Origin of the sequence: Nostoc sp. UCD121 (assembly GCF_014222285.1) — a bacterium.
Lineage (GTDB): Bacteria > Cyanobacteriota > Cyanobacteriia > Cyanobacteriales > Nostocaceae > Nostoc.
The window spans coordinates 1-19961 of record NZ_JACKZS010000148.1 but is presented as its reverse complement, the minus strand read 5'-3'; the positions used below and the strand labels follow the sequence as shown (position 1 = coordinate 19961).

Annotated in this window: 11 protein-coding genes; 2 read left to right on the top strand and 9 right to left on the bottom strand. The window is 41.5% G+C overall.

Annotated features, from left to right (window positions below):
* Positions 1 to 534 precede the first annotated feature (534 nt).
* From GNF10_RS25315 to GNF10_RS25290, 6 genes are all read right to left on the bottom strand, one after another.
* Entirely contained in the window at positions 535 to 2181 is a 1647-nt protein-coding gene (locus tag GNF10_RS25315; protein WP_185580580.1) for a DUF4335 domain-containing protein, read from the bottom strand.
* A 252-nt stretch (positions 2182 to 2433) separates the two neighbouring features.
* The gene (locus GNF10_RS25310; protein WP_114080213.1) at positions 2434 to 3039 is read right to left on the bottom strand and encodes a DUF3038 domain-containing protein; all 606 of its coding nucleotides are present in this window, start codon (positions 3037 to 3039) and stop codon (positions 2434 to 2436) included.
* 622 nt (positions 3040 to 3661) lie between these two features.
* Positions 3662 to 6097, bottom strand: a complete 2436-nt coding sequence (locus tag GNF10_RS25305; RefSeq protein WP_185586623.1) for an endonuclease MutS2 — start codon at positions 6095 to 6097, stop codon at positions 3662 to 3664.
* Positions 6098 to 6295: 198 nt separating this feature from the next.
* Entirely contained in the window at positions 6296 to 6592 is a 297-nt protein-coding gene (locus GNF10_RS25300; RefSeq protein WP_185586622.1) for a DUF2288 domain-containing protein, read from the bottom strand.
* Between the two features lie 84 nt (positions 6593 to 6676).
* The gene (locus GNF10_RS25295; protein WP_185586624.1) at positions 6677 to 7714 is read right to left on the bottom strand and encodes an AI-2E family transporter; all 1038 of its coding nucleotides are present in this window, start codon (positions 7712 to 7714) and stop codon (positions 6677 to 6679) included.
* A 273-nt stretch (positions 7715 to 7987) separates the two neighbouring features.
* Complete coding sequence (locus GNF10_RS25290) at positions 7988 to 8626, bottom strand: 1-acyl-sn-glycerol-3-phosphate acyltransferase (RefSeq protein ID WP_185586621.1); 639 nt, start codon at positions 8624 to 8626, stop codon at positions 7988 to 7990.
* A 134-nt stretch (positions 8627 to 8760) separates the two neighbouring features.
* Between GNF10_RS25290 and GNF10_RS25285 the strand changes: the two genes are divergently transcribed.
* Both GNF10_RS25285 and GNF10_RS25280 read left to right on the top strand, forming a co-directional pair.
* Complete coding sequence (locus tag GNF10_RS25285; RefSeq protein WP_185607258.1) at positions 8761 to 14145, top strand: ATP-binding sensor histidine kinase; 5385 nt, start codon at positions 8761 to 8763, stop codon at positions 14143 to 14145.
* Positions 14146 to 14335: 190 nt separating this feature from the next.
* Positions 14336 to 16639: an ATP-binding protein gene (locus tag GNF10_RS25280; RefSeq protein WP_260446080.1), complete on the top strand. Its 2304-nt coding sequence runs from the start codon at positions 14336 to 14338 to the stop codon at positions 16637 to 16639.
* Here the strand turns inward: GNF10_RS25280 and fabD are convergent.
* From fabD to plsX, 3 genes are all read right to left on the bottom strand, one after another.
* Positions 16605 to 17501: an ACP S-malonyltransferase gene (gene fabD, locus GNF10_RS25275; RefSeq protein WP_185580936.1), complete on the bottom strand. Its 897-nt coding sequence runs from the start codon at positions 17499 to 17501 to the stop codon at positions 16605 to 16607. The two genes, GNF10_RS25280 and fabD, sit on opposite strands and share 35 nt — an antisense overlap.
* Before the next feature lie 77 nt (positions 17502 to 17578).
* The gene (locus GNF10_RS25270; RefSeq protein ID WP_185580935.1) at positions 17579 to 18571 is read right to left on the bottom strand and encodes a beta-ketoacyl-ACP synthase 3; all 993 of its coding nucleotides are present in this window, start codon (positions 18569 to 18571) and stop codon (positions 17579 to 17581) included.
* Positions 18572 to 18690: 119 nt separating this feature from the next.
* The gene (plsX, locus tag GNF10_RS25265) at positions 18691 to 19713 is read right to left on the bottom strand and encodes a phosphate acyltransferase PlsX (RefSeq protein ID WP_185580934.1); all 1023 of its coding nucleotides are present in this window, start codon (positions 19711 to 19713) and stop codon (positions 18691 to 18693) included.
* Between the last annotated feature and the right edge of the window lie 248 nt (positions 19714 to 19961).

Genomic DNA, 19961 nt, shown 5'->3' with positions numbered 1-19961 from the left:
AAAAGTACTATGGGGTCTAGCTTCTGGTGCTTTCTACTTTTATCTATCCTCATCAATATTTAGATGCGTTTGCCCTGGAGGTCGAAGGCAGGAGGCAGAAGGAACCCACATTTAAAAACGTGGGATTGAAGTAAGGACGCTTTATACCGCACTTCTCTGCGAGACGCTGCCGCTAACGCGCCGCTACGCTAACGCGCTGCGCGTCTCGGTATAATTCTTTTTATGAACTGGGCTTTAGACCCAGAACTAAAGTTTCAATTGATACTCCTAACCTCCTGCCTTCTGCCTCCTAACTCCTGCCTTTTTTGTAAGAGGCATCAGATTTTATCTGGTTTTCCAGACTTGTATCTGTAGTTTAATGTTGAAAAAGTGGTGTTAAAAGAATTGTATTCATTGGTAGGTTTACTGTTATCAACAGCAAGACCAGTTTGGTAACTGGGCTCCGAAAGATAAGCTCAAGAGCAATTGAAGTAAATAGAAACTGGCACAAAGTTTGTACCAGTTTTATAAGTGGCATTAAACAGATTAATTTACTTATTCATCTGGAAAAGTCTGTACCTTGCCATCAGGACTGAGAACAACTCGAATCCTGACATCTTGTCCGCGTGTATTGGCGGAAACAAAAGGTTTACCAACTTCAGGCATCCCAGTGCTATCAACGAATTCTCTTGCTGCCTTATTAAGAGGAAAAATTCGTTCAACTGTGCCGTCAACACTGACTATCAGACTGTACTCTAATGTTTGTCCTAGCCCAGTAGGTGGTTGCCAACGCTTTTTTAGATATTCTCTAGCTTCTGCTACTTGAGGTGTATCAAATAATGTACCAGTAGCCACTTCTCTGGATGTGGGGGTTTTGCGTGCGTCCCCTAATTGATCGATGAATGGATTGTTCTCCGCAGTTCTAGACGAAGGAAGTTGTGAAGCGGGTTTTTCTCCAGTAGAAGGTTGCTGTAGGGAATTGATTCTTTCGTCTAGCTGTTGTGAGTTTAGTGCAGAGGTATTGCCACGATTATTATTGGGTATGCTCTCAAGAGACGGAGGGAGAACTGGTGAGATATTAGTTGGTAAGCTGCCTGGGTTAGAAGATAGTCTAGGTGGCAAATTCCGCAACTGAGGGAGAGTTCCAGCTTGGGGATTTGACCCTGTAGGGTTCTGTGCCAGATTTGGTACTATGGCTATTTCCTGCCCTGGGATTTTACTTGATGGTGAGTTAGCAAGGCTCGCCGTACCACTTCTTGGAAGCAAGCTACGCGTAGCGTCTCCCAGAGAACTAGGAAGGGTTGCAGTCTTGCCCTGAGTTGTTGTCAGTGCATTATTGGGAAATAGAGGTTGCGGTGCAGAAAAGCTAGAACTAGGGGCTGTTAAAGGTGCTTGGGGCAAAGTAGATGTGGAAAGTGGAGGAGTGGAACCTAGCAAATTATCCGATGGAGGGATAATTCCAGGTTCAGGCGTAGGAAAGTTTAGTGAAGTTGAAGGTTCTAAGGCAGTCTTTACTGCTGCTGGATCTGATGTTTTGGCTGTTTGCTGTTCCTTTCCCCTTATGCTGTTAGCATATTGCCAAGTAACTGGTAAGAAACCTATACCTAACACTAATACTGCGGCAACAGGTGCCCAAGCAGGGAACCTCAGAGTCGAACTCGTGCTGTTGAGAGTTGGGAGTGCCATAACATCAGTTGAGTATTCATCTAAAGCACTTGCCAAATCGAATAATTGCAGCAGAGTGAGTTTAATTACGGGGCCAGATGAGTGGTTGGTAAGAGAACCGAGAAATAAATTGTGAGTTAAATAGCTGCTTGGTTCTAAGCGGATATTTGCCCCAGGAAACTGGGTGCTAAAGGAATTTAATGTTTTTGTTGAGGACTTTAATTCCGGCTCACCCATTGCTGTGCTTGATTCCTGGGTACCGGAGAAACTTACCCAAAAGCTTTCTGGAGACTGTTGAAGGAATTGCTGTACGTAGTTTGTGACTGCATCACATAAAGCTTCAAGTTGCTCGCGATCGCCCCGAATTGGAACTCTGTGTTCTTCTGGGAGTCGGGGATCATCAAAGCGTAGTTCAAAGCTTAGGTGTTTGAGGACAGTTTTCCCCATCCAACGGGACAGAGGCGAGCTTTGGGCGAATACTTCTAGCGTGCAAGTAGGTGGTGTGTAGCGACGAATTACAGAATTTGATAGAGGCATGGCAGGAACTGCGAGGAAGACTATTTGGGATTTTGCAAAAAGTTAAGCCAGTTGCTTGCAAAGAAAAGTTGAAACAGTGGATTCCTTCTGAGTGGAGGAAGTTGGTCAGGTTTCTTTCGTTATGTAGTCTTGTACTAGGAGGAAGCATTGCTGATAGTGCATCGCTCAAGAGCTAATGACGATCAAAAGAGTTTCCCGATCTAGCAAACAAATCACAAGCAAATTTTGATTGAGGAATTTCAAATTTCAAATCTAAAATTTTGTCGAACCGTCTATAAGTGCTAGCCAGAGACGGCGATGTCCACCAGGGGCGCTGTAAAAAAGTAAATCTACAAGCAGTTTTAGTGCCAGGTTGGTAAGCAAATCTGTTGAGATTTTCTCATCCTCTTCCATCCGCTCTTGGTAAGTGTTGCAAAAAGCATCAATATAGTCTCCAAGTAAGGCAGCCTGGTGAGGTTCCCGGTTATTTTCTGCCATTTGTTCCAACAGACCGACAGCGCGGCGAATCAATTCCTGGTGCTGTTTGGCTAAGTAGCAGATGATCAGAACAAGCGATCGCGCTTCTTCGACATCTAGCTTTTTTCGCCCTCCTTGACCTTTACGTAGGGGATTTGACTGGCGCAGTCGCCATAAAGCTACGCGGTCTGGCACTCTTGACTCTAAATTCAGATCAGTTGCCGCCGAAAGCATAGCCTCTGAACCAATCCCAGTTAAGGTTTCTAACGCCAACAGCACCAAGTCTAATTGGGTTTTGATATTATCCCATTGAACTGTATTTGGGGCTGGAAGCTTGATTAAATCCTCCCACTGAGAATTTGGCGTGGCTGAGTTGGCGGCCGAGTGCATAACTTTTAGCATAGGTGATCAAGCTGATAGGGGATGTTGCTGTTACCCATTTTGAAACCAGACTCTCAAGCATCAAACTTGGTTTCCCATAGCTATGAGCCAGAGACTTCAGCTAGATTTTTCTATGTGGTAAACAGCATGTATCTTTGTCCTACTCTAGATGAAAATTTATTTTCAACAAAGTAGAAAAGTATCAATTCTAATTAAGGTTTACCTGACTTTCACTGCTAATTCCGTACAAGAGTATAAATAAACTATTGTTTTGAATGCTAACTGTTAATTATGTAGAATACCTCCTACATTTATTTGCGGTTTGAGATTTTGAAATTTCTTGATGTTTATTACTTGTTCTTAATGTATACATAATTACTATACAAATCTTTTGCCTGTTTGCTAAAGGCGCTTCTTACTGCTTTCCCTTTCCATCATCCTATCTATGTGTAGCGTGTGATTTCAGGACATCGTGGGCAACATCAGGATGATTGATATCTTCTTGAAACTAATTAGGACTTACGCAAAACTACACGCGGTAGGGGCAATTTATGAATTTCCCTAAGATGAAAATCTTTCTTTTCGGCCATTGTTTGCCTAAATAGGGGCGCAATGCCTTGCGCCCCTACTTTCACATTGATTACTACTTTTTGATGTGAGCAATAGTAACACCAGTACCGCCATCTGATTGTTCTGCTGATTCGTAGTTATTGACTCTGGAATGCTGTTGCAAAAAGGCGTGAACTCCTTGTCGTAGCTTACCAGTGCCGTACCCGTGAATAATCCAGATTGGGCCTGTAGCTTCCGAAATGGCTTTATCTAAAATGTATTCGGCATCAGCTACCCGTTTACCGCGCAAATCGATGGTATTTTGGGAAGTCCGAATTTCTGGGACATTTTGTGGCGGGGTTACTGCTGCTGGGGCTGGTTTAGCTTTAACAACTGGTTCGGGTTTTTGACCATCTAGAGATTCTACATCTTGCAACTTCACCGTCATCTTCATTAGCCCAAACCGAACGCTTAACTCGCCATCTTCATCGGGGGCGGTGATCACATCTGCTATCTGTCCCAATTTTGGAATGCGGACGCGATCGCCTACTTTGGGCATAAACCCAGCTTTTGGTTTTGCTGGCGTTGCTGGCTGATATTGCTGGCCAATTTGATTCAAAGCATTGGTGGCTTGCTGGGCTTCTTGGGCTGTGGGTGTACCTTTTTGCAAGCGACGGATAACTTGGGCAATTTCACCTTTTGCTTGGGCGATCGCTTGTTGCACTGCGATTTCCTGGGAAGCCCGCAAACTGCTTTCCCTTTCTTCCAAACTTGCGGCTTTTGCGGATACTTCTTTGTATAAGCGTTCTGCTTGCTGCAACAAACTTTGGGCTTCGGCTGCTTTGGTTTCTTGGCGGCGGCGTTGGGCTTCTAAGCCAGCAATCACTTGGTTAACTTCATCTGTGGCCTCTCCCACTTGGATTTTTGCCTCTTCTACCACTTCTGGTTTTAATCCCAGGCGTAAGGCAATGGTTAAGGCATTAGAACGTCCGGGGATGCCCCACAGCAGACGGTAAGTAGGCGACAGAGTACTTTCGTCAAATTCGACAGAGGCATTTTCAAACCGCTCGTCTTCGTATTTCAGGGCTTTTAACTCCCCGAAGTGAGTAGTGGCGATCGTTAGTTGGGCGTGGTTAGCGAGATATTGCAATAAGGCGATCGCTAAAGCACTACCTTCAACTGGATCGGTTCCTGCGCCGACTTCATCGAGTAAAACGAGTGATTGGGGAGTAGATATTTCTAAATTCTGTTCTTCCCCATTCCCAATTCCCAATTTCCCATTCCCTAAATTCCCCAATGCCTCTAAAATTCGACTAATCCGGCGGATGTGTCCAGAGAATGTGGATAAACTTTGCTGTAAGGATTGTTCATCGCCAATATCTGCCAGCACTTTATCAAACCAAGGTATTTCTACTGGTTCGCGGGCGGGGACAAATAAACCCACTTTCGCCATCAATGCTGCTAACCCTAGAGTTTTTAAGGTTACAGTTTTACCACCAGTATTTGGTCCGGTAATGGTTACAACCCGAATTAGCGGATTGATCAGCAAATTTACAGGAACTACTGGTTGCCCTTGTTCATGCTGTTGTTGCCACACTAATAAAGGATGTCGTAAGTTCCGTAAGGTAATGATTTCCTTGTCTTCACGCCGGATAAATCGTGGGGGATTCGCTCCTAGCCAGAAACTATATCTCGATCTAGCGGTTGCCATATCTAAAGTGGTGGCGATCGCTAACAATCTCTCTAAATCTGGTTTGACTGCGGCGACTTGTTCAGTCAAAATACGGCGAATTGCTTCTTCTTCCGCTTGCTCTCTTCGGATGATTTGCCGCAGTTTGTTGCCTAGAGGTACTACCGAATTAGGTTCTACGTACAGGGTTGCGCCACTCGTTGAGGTATCGTGAACAATACCGGGGATGGCATCTTTTTGGGGTGCTTTTACGGGGATGACATAGCGATCGCTGCGTTGCGTAATTAGCTGTTCTTGAACTGCCCCAGATTTTGCTTGTAAGATATTTTGCAGTTTTTGGGTAATTTGGCTGCGTAATCGCCGCAAATCTGTGCGAATTTCTCCCAGTTTTTGACTCGCGCGGTCAGTTACCTGGGCCCGTTCATCAATACAGCGGTGAATTTCTTGTTCTAGTTCTGGATAAGTTCGCAAATCGGCAACCAAATCAGTCAGTATTGGCAAATCTTCTTGATTGTCGATGACACGGCGCAAACTTCTAGCACCAGAGAGGGTGGTGGCGATCGCTAACAGTTCCTCCCCTGCCAAAACTCCACTACGTTCCGCCCGTTCTAGGGAATCGCCAATATCTTGAATTCCCTCAAATGACAGTCCCGTAGTCAGGCGACTTTCCAGTTGGTAGACTTCTTTGGTTTGCTCTAACAACTGTTCGCTTTGGGTCTGAGAATCGGGTATTTTCAGATGACGCGCAGCTGTCGCCCCCAGCTTAGTTGCCGCGAAGGTGGCAAGGTGCTGGCAAAGGCGATGCCATTCTAATAATTCTAAGGTTTCAGATTGGATCAAGGTTTCAACATCTAATCTGAAATTATCGTAACAATTTTAGCTCCTAGATGGCTAAATCTTAAAGGAGAAAATTTCGCTTTATTTAAATCAGCCAGATAGTGTGTGGTAATTACCAAGTAATAAATAGCACGTCAAGCTATCTTTCTTGAGACATAGACCTTAACACAAATTGTCATCGAAAACAATACAGAAAATAATTTAAGTAGCGACTATTTCCTTCACCAAAACGTAAGGCTGAACGATGAGAGTATTAAATCGCTTACTGCGCTCAAGATTCCATTCTCCCACCTGTACGAGCGTGGGTTTGGCAATTAATTGCTTATCAATCCACTGTTCTACTGATGGTATGTTATCACTGGCGATCGCTACTCCAACATCCACCAAGTTTAACTCCGGTGCTACCAAAATTACTGCATCTCGTTGTACATGAGGAATTAGCCACTCCCACTCTGCCTCATCCAAAATTTCTGTCAATTCCGCTCTTAAATCCGACATTACTTCCCAATGTTTATTTGTAAATGGCTATTTTTACATTATTCACTAGTTCCGAGTTCCTGACAAATGACAAATGACCAATAACTAAACTTCAGATTTCATTTCATCAATTTCAAATAAAGATACAATTACTCCCGCAATTGGAATAGATATAAAAACACCCAATAATCCTGCTACTCTAGCACCTACTAGCAAAGCAAAAAATATCACTACAGGATTAAGATTCAGCGCATCTTGCATAATTCGAGGCGAAATCAAATTGTCTTGTATCTGCTGGAGGACAATACAAGCTATCAATACTTTCAATGCTAACCAAACACCTTGAGACAACACAAATAAAGTCACCGTGCTTACTCCTAATGTCGCTCCAATACCAGGAATAATATCAAGAAAACCAACTATTATTGATAATATCAAAGCAAAAGGTACTTTTAATATTAAGAAAACTAGGAACGTTGTACTTGTGAGAAATGCACTTAATAATAACTGTCCTCTAAAAAATCCTAAAAAAGACCGCCTAATTATATTTGTAAATCTATTGCGGCGATGTTTTGGGACTATTTTTAAAATCAAATTCCACAATTTGTCTCCATCTAATAGCATGAAGAAAGCCACAACTGCAATCAAGATAAAAGTCACAAAATTCGTCATGAATCCTTGTAAAATAGCCAAGCTAGTCACAAGACTTGATACAGCTTGATTCCGCAATTGTTCTTCAATGAAACTTAAATCTATTTGTAAATTACGACTTCGTAAAAATGCTTCTAGTCCTTCTAATAAAGGTACTAAAGAATTTAAAAACACAGTGATACTATCAATTAATTCTTGTCCTTGAGATAAAACCGTTAAGCCCACGGTAATTATCAGACCGCCTATAATCACAATACTGAGTAAGAAAACTAAGGCAACAGCTACACCGTGGGGCAAAAAACGCCGTAGCCCTTGTACAGGATAGCTGAGTAAAAAAGCCAAAATTGCCGCAAATGTAAAAATAACAATGACTGCTTCAAAGTAAGCTAAAAGCTGTACAATTGCCCAGCCAGAAGCAACTAGAAGTAAAAAGCGGACTAATGCCAGATTATTTAATCGCTCCCAAAAATTCTTGGCTTCAAAGCCGCTCATAATGCTGTTTAGGGTGAAATTGCTGGTAGATTTGCCTAGCAGTTGCATTTAAGCACAAAGTCTGATGTCATTGCTAGAGCAGATTGACCTTAAACATATAGAGGTTAAGGAGCGATCGCTACCTCCTTAAAGCATATACAGCAGTTTTCTTTCGTATGAAGTACAAAGCTACTGGTTTGGAGGCAGGGGGCAGAAACTCTTTATATTATGATTTTTAGTCCCGCATTTTATACCTTATTTACTCGCAAACTGCGTTATCTGAGCTTGTCTAGCTTATCGTCCTAAATCATGCATTTCGTTAATTACCGTGGCACACTTTTGTGTCAACGCCTCCAATTCCTCTTTATTACTGGAACTAGGCGCATCAATCAAGTTACCAATTCTCACAGTAATGGGAACTGCGCGAGGTCGGGACGAGCCTTTTTGTAAAATCTTCTCAGTACCCCAGACACTTACTGGTAATATTGGGGCTTTTGCTTTCGCCGCTAGCAGCAGTGCGCCTCTTTTCGGGTCTGTAATTCGACCATCTGGGGTGCGAGTACCTTGCAAGAAAACACCGACAGCCCAACCATTATTGAGATATTCTAGGGCGGAACGGATAGCATTGCGATCGGCACTTCCTCGACTCACCGGGTAAGCACCATACAATTTAATCGCTTGCGCCAAAACAGGGATTTTAAATAACTCTTCCTTAGCCATATACGCCACAGGACGACGTACACAATTAGAAACAATCGGCGGGTCAAAGTAACTAGCGTGATTACTTACTACTAATAACGGCCCTGATTGGGGGACATTTTCCGTACCATGAATCTGGCCCCGAAAGTAAGTATGAAGCATGGGGCTGACGACTGACCATTTAAAGGCGTGGTAAAGTGCCAGACTGATAAACGGTTCGCGGTTTTTGTCCACAGAAGATAATGCAAATCAAATTGAATTTAGCATAAGCGATCGCAACACCCAGATCAAACGCAAAAATGCTATAGAGATGAATTACTTCATCTATTGGGGAACACTAAATCTAGAAATCTTTATAATTTAACAGTATGTTTCCCACTACAGTCAGTATTTCTGGATACAAGGTTAGCGAACAACTCTACAACGGTTCTCGAACCCTGGTTTATCGCGGTTATCGAGAAACTGACTTATTACCTGTAGTGATTAAATTGCTGAAAAATCCTTATCCGAGTTTCAGCGAACTCTTATCGTTTCGTAATCAGTACACCATAGCTAAAAATCTTAACTCACCTCTAATTATCCAAACCTACAGCTTGGAACCGTATCAAAATGGCTATGCGTTGCTAATGGAAGACTTTGGCGGGATTTCTCTTAAAGATTATTTCACCTCTGACCAGACGCGACATACCGATTTTCTACAAGAGTTTTTAAGAATTGCGATCGCACTGTGCAACACCTTAGATATACTCTACCACTCACGCATTATTCATAAAGATATCAAACCCGCCAATATTCTAATTAATCCCGAAACCAAACAAGTTAAATTAATTGACTTTAGTATTGCATCTCTGCTCCCACGAGAAACCCAAACGCTGATGAGTCCAAATGTATTAGAAGGGACACTCAGTTATTTATCACCAGAACAAACAGGCAGAATGAATCGAGGGATTGACTATCGAACTGATTTTTATGCTCTAGGTGTAACTTTTTACGAACTACTAACTGGAAGATTACCATTTAGATCAAACGATCCAATGGAGTTACTACATTGTCATATTGCAAAAGATCCAGGAAAAATCAAAAGCGAAGAAATTCCCCAAGTGATTTCAGATATTGTCATAAAATTGATGAGCAAAAATGTTGAAGATCGCTATCAGAGCGCATTAGGATTAAAATTTGATTTAGAAAAATGTTTACATAAGCTAAAAGAAACTGGCACAATTGATAGCTTTGAAATTGCCAAGATTGATATGTGCGATCGCTTTATTATCCCCGATAAACTCTATGGACGAGAAGCAGAAATAGCCACCCTCCTTGAAGCCTTTGAAAGAGTTAGTAAAGGTGCAACTGAAATGATTCTGGTAGCTGGTTCTTCAGGCATTGGTAAAACTGCTGTTGTTAACGAAGTTCATAAACCGATTGTGCGCCAACGCGGTTATTTTATCAAAGGCAAATATGACCAGTTTCAACGAAATGTTCCCTTCAGTGCTTTTGTACAAGCATTCCGAAATTTAATGAGTCAATTATTAACAGAAAGTACTTCTCAAATTCAACAATGGAAAAATAAAATCTTAGAAGCTTTAGGTGAAAATGGACAAGTTGTTATTGAAGCTATTCCCGAATTAGAAAGAATTATTGGCAAACAAACACCAGCCATAGAATTATCAGGAAGCGCATCCCAAAATAGATTTAATTTATTATTTCAAAAATTCACTCAAGTTTTTACCAGCGTTAAACATCCATTAGTAATATTTTTAGATGATTTACAGTGGGTTGATTTGGCATCACTGAAATTAATGCAGTTATTAATAGCTGATACAAAACATCTTTTATTAATTGGTGCTTATCGAGATAATGAAGTAAATCCAGTACATCCGTTGATGTTAACTGTCAACGAGATGCAAAAAACAGCAGCAACTATTAACACAATTACTTTAGCACCATTAAGTCAAGGGGATGTGAATCAATTAATTGCTGCAACGCTTAAATGTTCCGAAGATTTAGCATTACCAATTTCACAGATAGTTTATCAAAAAACTTTTGGTAATCCATTTTTTGATACTCAATTTCTAAAATCATTATACCAAGAGGGGCTAATTAAATTTAACTTTATAGAGGGTTGCTGGCAATGTGACATCACGCAAATTAATCAGCAAGCAGTTACAAATGATGTTGTTGAATTCATGGTATTGCAATTGAGAAAGCTAACACAACCAACTCAAGATATTTTGAAATTAGCTGCTTGTATTGGAAATCAGTTTGATTTGAAAACATTAGCAGTTGTTTCAGAACAATCGCAAGTAGCAACCGCAACTAATTTGTGGAATGCATTACATGAGGGTTTAATTTTACCTACTAGTGAAGTATATAAATTTTATCTTTGTGAGAGTGGAGAAAATCAAGCTATTGCTGAAGAAAGTTCTGAGATTGTTAACTATAAATTTTTACACGATCGCGTCCAAGAAGCAGCATACTTTCTTATCCCTGAAGAACAGAAAAAAGCTACCCATTTACAAATAGGTAAACTATTACTTCAAAACACACCTGAAATCAAAAAAGAAGAAAAACTTTTTGGAATTGTTAATCAGTTAAATATTGCATTAACACTGATTGTTAATCCGATTGAACGAGAACAACTCCTCAAATTGAATTTAAAAGCAGGTAGGAAAGCGCAATTGGCAACTGCTTATACATTAGCAGTTGAATATTTAACAATAGGTTTAGAACTTTTACCTCATGAAAGTTGGGATAGCCAGTATGAGCTAACACTATTACTATATCAATCCATTACAGAAGTACTTTGTCTGAGTGGTGACTTTGAACGCATGGAAAGTTGTGCAACTATCGTTATCCAACAAGCAAAAACCAGACTCGAACAAATTCCTATCTACAATGTCAAAATTCAAGCTTACATGGCACAGGCACAGCACAAGAATGCTTTGCAAATTGCACTGACTGTTCTTCAATCAATAGGAGTGGAACTGCCTCAACAAGTCAATCAAAATGATATCGAGTCTGAACTAGAACAAACAAAACGTCTTTTGGCAAATAGACCAGCGATAGATTTACTAGAACTGCCAAAAATGACTGATGAGAATATTCTGGCAGCAATGCAAATTTTGTCGAGTATTATGTCAGCGGCTTATCAAGCGAATCCCACATTGTTTCGAGTAATTATATTTAAACAAGTTCAACTATCAATCCTCTATGGTAATGCCCCAGAATCTACCTATGCTTATGCTAGCTATGGACTTATACTCTGCGGTATTCTAGGAGAAATTGATACAGGATATGAATTTGGGGAAATGGCATTAGTGTTGGTTGACCGTTTAAATGCTTTTAAGCTGAAGTCAAAAACTCTATTTGCAGTGAATTGTTTTATTCGACATTGGAAATTGCCTGTTAAAGACACTTTAAATCCTCTTTTGCAAGCCTATACGAGTGGTTTAGAAACTGGAGATATTGAATATGCTGTGATGTCTGCCTATGTTTTTGGCAGATATGCCTATTTGAGTGGTCATGGTTTAGAGGAATTAGCCGAAGCTATGGGAAACTATGGCACAATTATGCACCAGTTTAAGCAAACTACCTATTTGAATTTCAATAGCATCTATTATCAATCAATTTTGAATTTGTTGGGAATGTCAGATAATCCTTGTTTTTTAATTGGCGAAATTTATAATGAAGTCGCAATGTTACCTCTGCATCAAGCTGCCAATCAAACTAGTATGATTTGTCAACTTCATTTTTGTAAACTGCTTTTGTGTTATCTCTTTGGCAACTATCGAGAAGCACTACAAAATGCAGATATTGTCGAAAAATATTTAATCAGTGTGACTGGCTTAGTGCTAATCCCAACCTTTTATTTTTATAAATCTTTGACTAATTTAGCCTTATATAAAGACTGCTCAATAACTGAGCAAAAATTAATTCTTGAGGGAGTAGCAGAAGCTCAAAAAAAACTAAAAAAATGGGCAGATAGTGCGCCACAGAATTATGCTCACAAATATAACTTGGTAAAAGCTGAAAGCTTTCGGATATCAGGACAAAAAACTCAAGCAATAGAATTGTACGATCGCGCCATATCTCTTGCCAAAGAAAACGGTTACATCCAAGAAGAAGCACTTAGCAACGAACTAGCAGCCAAATTCTACCTCGACTGGGGTAAAGAAAAAATCGCCCAAGTCTATATACAAGAAGCATACTACTGCTACGCCCGTTGGGGAGCCAAAGCCAAAGTTAATCACCTAGAAAAAACTTATCCCCAGCTACTCCAACCCATCTTGCAACACCAACGAATCAATTTCAATCCCTTAGAAACCATTGCTTTTCGTGGCACCGCCTCATCTTCTAGTACTGGCAGCACTAGTATTGCTGATGTTCTGGATTTTACCTCTGTTTTTAAAGCTGCTCAAGCTATTTCCAGTTCTCTAAAATCAGATCAACTCATTGCCAGCCTCACTCGCATTATCCTAGAAAACTCTGGCGCGAAAAAAGTTGTACTAATTCTTCCCCAAGAGGAAGATACTTGGGAAGTTAAAGCAATTACCTTTATCGAGCATGAGGAAATACAAACTATCCTCGATCCACAATTACTAGACAATTGTCAAAATATTCCCGTAAAAATTATCAATTATGTCAAAAATACTCAAAAAACAATTGTTCTAGACAATTGCAAAACAGATATTCCTGGGATAATTGGGAAATATATGTTGGAACATCAACCTCAGAGTGTGTTGTGTGTCCCGATTATTAATCAAGGGGATTTGATAGGAATTCTCTACCTAGAAAATAGCTTAACTCAAGGGGTTTTTACTAGCGATCGCCTCAGCGTAATTAACCTCCTATCTTCTCAAGCTGCAATATCTCTAGAGAATGCTCGACTATATCAACAATCTGGGCAAGCATTACAAGACTTACAACAAGCACAATTACAAGTTGTCCAAAGTGAGAAAATGTCTGCATTGGGTAATTTGGTTGCTGGGGTAGCCCATGAGATGAACAATCCTTTGGGCTTTATTGCTGCTAGTCTCCAACAAGCTAAACCCACTATTGCAGATATTGTTGAACACTTAAAACTATATCAAGAAAGTCTACCAAATCCCAACGATAAAATCAAAGACCATGCCGAAGATATTGACTTGGATTATAGTTTATCAGATTTACCCAAGATAATTGATGCAATGGTGATGTCGTGCGATCGCCTCCGCAACATCAGCACCAGTCTTCGCACTTTCTCCCGTGCTGACAAAGATTATAAAGTGCCGTTTAATATCCACGAAGGTATAGATAGCACGATTTTAATTCTCAAACATCGTCTGAAAGCCAATGAAGAACGTCCAGAAATTAAAGTGGTAACTGATTATGGAAATTTGCCCAAGATTAAATGTTTTCCTGGGCAATTAAATCAGGTATTTATGAATATTTTAGCCAATGCTATTGATGCGCTAGATGAATCAAATATTGGACGGAGTTTTACAGAAATACAGTTCAATCTCAACCAAATTAGAATTAAAATCTCCTTAGAAAATGAAGGCGTGGAAATTGCGATTGCAGATAATGGTAATGGGATAAGTGAAAAAGTGAAAGAAAAGATTTTTGACCACTTATTGACTACAAAAGGTGTGGGTAAAGGTACAGGATTAGGATTAGCGATCGCTCGGCAAATCGTTGAAGAAACCCACGGCGGGAAATTGAGCGTTAACTCAGTTATGGGTAAGGGTACAGAATTTGTAATTGCAATTCCAATATGATTTTTGTCTCTTTTTGGTTGCCTAGTGAATGAATCAATCCAACAAAAGATTTTTCAAAAGTTATGGGTAAAGCCACGAGACTAGGATTAGCCAAGACGAAAGCGGCTTGTCGTTAAACATCACTCGTCAAGTGCATATCTACAAGAACTTTCAGGAAATCTTCAGCCTAAATACTTATCTTTACTACTCTATGCTTACCCAATTTAAACAAATCCTTAACAACCAGTGGTCTTTTGAGTCTGTCCATATCGTTAAGCATCGCCCTACCTCACTTACCCACAAAACACTAATTAATATGGCACTGCGAGTAACGGGGGTGGTACTTGTGTCTGCTGGGGTAAGCTATGTCCATGTTATGTCCCGTTTAGAAGCCCAGACTCAAACCCAGCTAGAAAAGTACATCAGCGAACGGGGAGAGCGAGAAAGCAGCATCTTTCAACTTGCACAGGATAACCTTGCTTTGCTGCGCGATCGCCTTTTGCTGGAATTCAAGCAACCTAATAATATTGATTTCCAGGCGGAATTTGAGCGGCAGTATTTTTCCTGGAACGATGGTACCAGACGCAATTTTCCCCAAAATCGACCGATTAAAGACTTTGATTCGACTCGATATGCGGGATTATTCATTGGTCGAAATGTGCAAATGACTGAAGAAATAAAGCAGCGTGTGCTAAAGGCTCATCCAGTGGTTAGTGCTTACGGGGCTGCTTGGTCTAATCGGTTTATCGATACCTATTTTCTTACACCAGAAAATGTATCAGTTTGCTACTGGAAAGGGCTGCCGTTCGCGTTGGAGTCACCGCCCGATCTCTATCATCCAAAAGAGGAATATTTCTATATTGCCGATCCTCAACATAACCCGTCTCGATCGCCGAAATGGACAGGTGTTTATCTTGATCCAAGTGTTAAGGTCTGGATGGTTTCAGCAATTGTACCTGTCTATGAGGGCGATCGCTTCCTGGGTGTTGTGGGACATGATGTGGTCTTAACCGATCTGATGGAACATACAATCCAAGATCAATTACCAGGCACTTACAATCTAATTTTTCGCTCAGATGGCCGTTTAATTGTCCATCCCCATCGGACTGCGGAAATTCAGCAAGCTCAAGGTCAGCTAAAAATCGATACAATCAACGATCCTCATCTCAAGCGCATTTTTCAGCTAGTGACAAACACTCAAGCAAAAACTCACGTCCTTGAAAATAGCCAAGACCGTGAATATTTGGCAGTAACTCGCTTACAAGGCCCAGATTGGTACTTCGTCACCGTCTATCCCAAATCACTCCTAGCGGGGGAAGCATGGGATACGGCTCAATTTATCTTAATGTCTGGTGCAGTGGCGCTGCTGGTTGAAGTGTTATTGCTCTTCTCGGTGTTGCAACAACAAATCGCTAAACCCCTCCAGCAATTAACCACCGCTAGTAATCAACTTGCTAAGGGTGATTTTGCGATTAATCTCGATACGATGCGACAGGATGAACTGGGAGGACTGGCTAGTTCTTTCAACAGTATGGCAAGTCAGTTAAAGACTTCTTTCATCCAACTAGAACAGGTAAACAATGCCTTAGAGCGAAGGGTTGAGGAGCGGACAACAACATTACAAAAGACACTTGAAGAACTGCGTCATACTCAAACCCAGATGATCCAGAGTGAAAAAATGTCAGCCTTGGGGCAACTGGTGGCAGGCGTGGCACATGAGATCAATAATCCTGTCAGCTTCATTCACGGCAACCTCACCTATGTACAAAATTACGCTCAAGATTTATTGGAATTTATTCAACTGTATCAGTATCACTATCCTAATCCAGTCGCTGAAATTCAAACCGAGGCTAAAGAATTGGATTTGGAATTTATTCGAGATGATCTGCCCAAGCTCTTATCTTCAATGGAAATTGGCACCAATCGTATTCGCGAAATTGTGCGATCGCTCCGCAATTTCTCGCGTTTAGATGAATCTGAATTTAAGACGGTTGATATTCATGAAGGTATTGATAGTACGTTATTAATTTTGCAACATCGTCTGAAAGATCAACCGCAACGTCCAGCAATAAAAGTTATAAAAAACTATGGTAAATTGCCGGAGGCAATCTGCTACCCCGGACAACTCAATCAGGTATTTATGAATATTCTATCTAATGCTATTGATGCGTTAGAAGATGCAAATCAGCAGCGCACGCCTACAGAAATGGATTTACATCCCAACACAATTTGGATTCATACTTGCTTGGTATCTGAAAACCAAATCATGATTTCCATTGCAGATAATGGTCTTGGAGTTCCAGACACAATTATAACAAGGTTATTTGACCCCTTTTTCACGACTAAAAATGTAGGTAAAGGATCTGGATTAGGTTTAACTATCAGCTATCAAATTGTGACTGAACTGCATGAAGGTAAACTTGATTGTAATTCTACACAAGGATTGGGCGCAGAATTTGTTGTCACCCTACCTCTAAAAGCTAAAAAGATTCAACAACAACAGGTAAATCAGTAGCACTCTGGATATTTTGTAAAATCAAATCAGGGCTATTACGTTTAATCAAGCCAGTTAAGACTTTACCAGGGCCAACTTCTACTACTCGCTCGATACCGTTAGCTGGTAATTGCAAAGAAATTTCTCGCCACCGTACAGAACCGGTCATTTGTTTGTTGAGGCGCTGCTTTAAAATCTCGGCATCAATAGACGGAATTGGTTCTACATTAGATAAGACTGGCACAGTAGCTGGCTGAAATTCCACAGATTCTAAAATATCTTCGAATTCCGCCGCAGCTGGTGCGATTAAATGTGAATGAAATGCCCCAGAAACTTTTAGGGGAATAGCACGCTTGGCTTTAACTTGAGTCATCACCGCTTGTACAGCCTCAGTCGTACCTGAAATTACCACCTGAGCCGAACTATTATCATTTGCGATTACTACATCAGGCGTTTCGGCAATAACTTTTTCCAACTGTTCACGATCAAAGTTCATTAAAGCTGCCATCATCCCACCGACGGCATTATCCATGAGTTCTGCACGACGCTTTACTAGATATAAACCAGCCGACCACTCAAAGACACCCGCTACATAAAGGGCAGAATATTCTCCCAAACTGTGACCAGCAACTAAATCTGGCTGGTGTCCTCGTTCTCGAAGCAGGTCAGCAAGAATGCTTTCTATCACATAAAGACTCGGCTGAGTATATAGCGTCTGTGATAACTTTGCTTCTTCGTTTTGACAAATTTCAGTTACAGACCAGCCCAAAATATCCTCAGCTTTGGCAAGCTTGTCTTTAGCGGACGGTATATCTAATAAATCCATTCCCATTCCCAATGCTTGGGAACCTTGTCCGGGAAACACCCATGCAGTTTTTGTCATTTGTCAATAGTCAGTGGTCATTGGTCGTCATTGGTCATTGGTCATTCACAAAGGACAAATGACTAATGACAAAATATTTATCTTCCCCATTGGAAAATTGCCGCGCCCCAAGTAAGACCGGCACCAAAGCCGGATGTCGCAACGATGTCATTGGGTTTAATTTTACCTTCTCGCACTGCTTCATCTAAAGCTAAGGGAATGGAAGCAGCTGAGGTATTGCCGTACTGGGCGAGATTACTTATAACTTTATGTTCTGGGATATTTAGGCGTTGAGCAACGGCATCGATAATGCGCTGATTAGCTTGATGCAACACTAGCCAATCTATTTGGTCAACTTTGAGGTTAGCTTGAAATAAGGCTTTATCTATAATTTCTGGGACTTTTTGCACAGCAAAGCGGTAAACTTCTTTGCCGTTCATAGTAATAGGTTGATAAGTGCCTTTAGTGATATTTACACCAGGGAGCAATTCTTGGGAAGCGCCTGCATAAGCAAGGTTGAGGTGATGGTTTTGAGTACCATCACTTTTAAGGGCAAATCCTAATAAGCGATCGCTTTTAGAAGCCTGCAATACTACTGCTCCTGCACCATCGCCGAATAGTACACAAGTCCGACGATCTTGCCAATCTACCCAGCGAGAGAGGATATCTGCCCCTATCAACAGTACATTTTTATAGACACCTGTTCTAATGTATTGGGCTGCTGTAACCAGACCAAACACGAAGCCAGAGCAGGCTGCTGTCAAGTCAAAGGCGACTGCGTTGGTAGCTCCTAATTGAGCCTGTACTTGACAAGCACTACCAAACAAATCATCAGGGGTGGAAGTCGCTAGCAAAATCAAGTCTAGGTCTTCTGGTCTAATTCCTGAAGCTGCGATCGCTCGACTACTGGCAGTAGTAGCTAGTCCACTTAACGACTCAGATGACACCGCTAATCGTCGTTGGCGAATTCCCGTTCTTGTGGCAATCCACTCGTCTGATGTTTCAACTAGTTCAGTTAATGTCTGGTTGTGTAGGGAAGTTGCTGGTACTGCCGAGCCACTCCCGATAATTGCTATGCCTAAGTTTTCCACTCCTAATCTCCCAAGCTATCAGCTTTTGTCCTTTGTCATTTGTCCTTTGTCATTTGTCCTGTGTCATTTGCCCTGTGTCAGTTGTGCTTGACAAATGACTAATGACTAATAACTAATGACTAACCGCTTTCGCGCTCTAGGATATATTGGGACTGAATTCGTTGTAGCACCTGGTTGTCAACAGCTTCTTTAGCCATGCGAATAGCATTGAAAATTGAAGGTGCTTGTGAGCTACCGTGACCGATAAAACAAACTCCTGCCACGCCTAACAACAAAGCACCACCATGTTCTGCATGATCCATGCGTTGCTTAACTCGCTTCAGGTTTGGTTTTAAGATTGCTGAACCGATTTGACCATGCAATCCTTGGGGTAATTCTTCCCGCAGAATTTGCAGAATCACTTCTCCAACTGCTTCAGCAAATTTTAACAGTACATTGCCCACAAACCCATCGCAGACAATTACATCGAAGTGGCCGGAAAGCACATCACGCCCTTCGGCATTGCCAATAAAATTAATTTGAGAATTTTCGCGGAGCAGTTGATGGGCGCGGACGGCTGCATCATTGCCTTTAGAGTCTTCTTCACCGATATTCAACAAACCCACTTTCGGTTCAGTCGTACCTAAGACATACTGACTGTAAGCCGATCCCATGACAGCAAACTGCTCTAAAAACTTCGGGCGGCAATCTACATTTGCGCCAACATCAAGAACTAACACTGGCTTACCAGCAACAATTGTCGGAAAAACAGTCCCGATTGCTGGACGATCAATTCCCGGCAATCGCCCTAAGCGAAGCAAGGCTGATGCCATAGCTGCCCCAGAGTGACCGGCAGAAAATACGGCATCTGCCTTTTGCTGCTTGACTAAATCCATCGCCACATTGATAGAAGCCTTGCGTTTGCGTCTAACCGCATTTAAAGGCTCCTCATCCATTGCGATCGCTTCCTCAGCAGGAACGATCTCCACCTGCGCTAAATTCGTTTTTGGCGGCAAGGCAGCTTCTATTTGTTGGGGATCACCAACAAGTAATATCTCTACACCCAATTCTTCCTTTGCTCGCAGTGCGCCAGCAACGATTTCACCGGGTGCATGATCCCCTCCCATTGCGTCAATTGCGATCCGTACGCGAGTCGATCCCATTGCTCAGAGCTTTTAGAAACCTTATAAATTTTACCAGATGGCTTTGCCGAAAAAGCTTAACTTTCTGACTGCCAAATTACTTCTGTTACTATTGCAACAATTTTTGCTGGCAAGCTCAAGATAGCACGAATTTGGGCATTGGGCATGGGGCATGGGGAATGGGGAATTAGGAATTGGTATGGCTCAAGAATCAATAAATAGTTCTTCTTCCCCTGCCTCCCCTGCTCCCTTCCCCCTTCCCCCTATTC

Coding starts and splice junctions, on each gene's coding strand:
- GNF10_RS25315 (WP_185580580.1), bottom strand. CDS start 2,181: ATGCCTCTATCAAATTCTGTAATTCGTCGCTACACACCACCTACTTGC.
- GNF10_RS25310 (WP_114080213.1), bottom strand. CDS start 3,039: ATGCTAAAAGTTATGCACTCGGCCGCCAACTCAGCCACGCCAAATTCT.
- GNF10_RS25300 (WP_185586622.1), bottom strand. CDS start 6,592: ATGTCGGATTTAAGAGCGGAATTGACAGAAATTTTGGATGAGGCAGAG.
- GNF10_RS25295 (WP_185586624.1), bottom strand. CDS start 7,714: ATGAGCGGCTTTGAAGCCAAGAATTTTTGGGAGCGATTAAATAATCTG.
- GNF10_RS25285 (WP_185607258.1), top strand. CDS start 8,761: ATGTTTCCCACTACAGTCAGTATTTCTGGATACAAGGTTAGCGAACAA.
- GNF10_RS25280 (WP_260446080.1), top strand. CDS start 14,336: ATGCTTACCCAATTTAAACAAATCCTTAACAACCAGTGGTCTTTTGAG.
- fabD (WP_185580936.1), bottom strand. CDS start 17,501: ATGACAAAAACTGCATGGGTGTTTCCCGGACAAGGTTCCCAAGCATTG.
- plsX (WP_185580934.1), bottom strand. CDS start 19,713: ATGGGATCGACTCGCGTACGGATCGCAATTGACGCAATGGGAGGGGAT.